The organism is Streptomyces sp. NPDC089915, assembly GCF_040684675.1.
GTDB lineage: Bacteria > Actinomycetota > Actinomycetes > Streptomycetales > Streptomycetaceae > Streptomyces.
Window position 1 is genome coordinate 1 of the sequence record NZ_JBFBGN010000318.1, and the last position, 2130, is coordinate 2130.

General features: G+C 72.4%; 1 protein-coding gene and 1 pseudogene. One reads left to right on the plus strand and one right to left on the minus strand.

Annotated elements, in window-relative coordinates; genetic code table 11:
• Window positions 1-103: 103 nt before the first annotated feature.
• The gene (locus tag AB0O29_RS35320; protein WP_365160377.1) at window positions 104-1153 is read right to left on the minus strand and encodes a YncE family protein; all 1050 of its coding nucleotides are present in this window, start codon (window positions 1151-1153) and stop codon (window positions 104-106) included.
• Window positions 1154-1394: 241 nt separating this feature from the next.
• On the opposite strand from AB0O29_RS35320, the pseudogene AB0O29_RS35325 reads away from it, so the two are divergent.
• Window positions 1395-2130, plus strand: a pseudogene (locus tag AB0O29_RS35325) (hypothetical protein); the annotation flags it as partial.

Below are 2130 nucleotides of genomic sequence, written 5' to 3' on the forward strand. Positions count from 1 at the left end.
CTGGAAGCAGCCGTCGATCGACATGGCGAAGACCATCTTCGACAAGATCAACGCGAAGGAGGGGACGATCTACCGCAGCGACCTCTTCGGCACCATCTCCGGGTCAGGGCCTCTTCGCCGGGCCCGGGGCCGGGGCCACCGCGACGCCGGTCGGCCCGTCGCCCACGCCCACCACGTCGGTCCTGCGGGCCGTGGCGGTGTCGATGACCGACAGGGTGTCCGACTCGAAGTCGCTGACGTAGACGCGGGCGCCGTCCGGGCGGACGGCGAGGCCGTTGGGGGCGTGTCCCACGGCGACGGTCGCCGTGACCGCACGACGGCGGGTGCTGATCACGGACACGCTGTCGGACCCGATGTCGGCGACGTACACCTGGCGGCCGTCGGGCAGCACCCCGATCCCGGCGGGCTGGTCCCCGACCGGGATGCGGTCCGATTCCGCTCCGGCGCGGAGGTCGACCACCGACACGTCGTCCGAGTCCATGTTGGAGACGTACAGGCGGCGCTTGTCGGGGGCGAGCACCAGGGCGGTCGGGCCGGCGCCGACGGGGATGGCGCCGGTTACCGTCCCGGTGGCGGTCCGGACCACCGAGACGGTGCGGGAGCCGGCGTTTGCGACGTACAGGGTGCGTCCGTCCCCGCTCACCGCCACGCCCAGCGGGGCGTCGCCCACCGCGATGGTGTCCGTCACGGTACGGGTGCGGGCGCTGATCACCGACACGTCGTCCGACTTGACGTTGGCGACGTAGACGTTCCGGCCGTCCGGGGAGACCGTCACCCTGCTCGGCTCGTCCCCGACGGGGACGGTGGCGACGACCGTCCTCGTACGGGTGTCGATCACCGACACGGTGTCCGCCCCGGAGTTGGTGACGTAGGCGCGAGAGCCGTCCGGGCTGACGGCCACGCTGTCCGGCCCCTTTCCGACGCGGATGCCGTCCACGACCCGGCGGGTGCGGGCGTCGACGACCGAGACCGTGTCGGAGCGGAGGTCGGCGACGTAGACGAGGTCACCGGACCTCGGGGCCGGCCCGGTCGCCGGCGCCCCGGCGGATGCCGCCGCGGACGCGCCGGCCGGGCTGCCGGGTCCGATCAGCGCCGCCGCCGCGCAGAACAGCACCACGGCCGATCGCCGTCCCATGTCCTGATGGCTCGTCATGACGCCACCCTAGGACTCCGGAGCGGAGGTTCCCGGGAGGCTCGGGCCGGCTCTGGGGTGACCACCGGGGCGGGGGAGGCCTCCGGAGCGGGTCCCCGTTCGCGGATTTGGGACGAACGCATGTCCATCATGACAGGTCAGCGCCGTTTTTCGTAGGACGGAACGCACAGTTCGCGAGGCTTGTCCGATCCGTTCCCCACCTCCCAGAATCTCCTTCGTGCGTCATCCGGAGACAGGGGGAATGTTGACGATCGATCACGATGCGGTGCTGCGGGCCCGTGTGCTGTTGCTGGGGTCCGGCCGGCCGGGGCAGGCCGAGCTGGCCGACGCGTACCGGGTTCTGGCCGAGGTGAGTCCGAAGGCGTATCTGCCGAAGCTGGTCGGCGCCCTGCTCATGCTGTACTACCGGAGCCGGGACCCGGAGGCGGCCGTCGCCCTGACCGCCGAGGCAGCCCGGGCCGCCCGGAGGGTGGAGCCCGGGATACCGGACCGGGCGGAGCTGTTGCGCCGGGCCCTGGACGCCCACCAGGCCTCCTTGTTCGCACTCGGGCGCAGGGCGGAAGGGCACGCGGTCTGCGAGGAGCTGGCCGCGGCCGGCCACAGCGAACGGCTGGCGAGCGCTCTGGCCGAGGAGGGACGCTTCAGGGAGGCCGCGGAGCTCGACGAGAAGGCGGCACGGAGCGGAATCCCGGAACACTCCTTCTGGAACAAGGTCGCGTGGGCGGCGAACCTGGAGGGCGACGGCCTGCACGACGCCGCATCGGCCGTGTTCGGCGAGCTCCTTGAGGAGACCCGGCGCAAGGCGGCCGGAGAGCACACCTCTCTGGCGATACTCACCTGGGAGCTGGTCCACTTCTCCCGGATGCGGGAGTCCGCCGGGGATGCGGCGGGTGCCGCGACGGCCCGGCGCGAGGCCCTGGGCATCCTGGAGGGGCTCGCGGCCACGGGCGAGCCGGAGAACTGGAGCTGCATCCTCC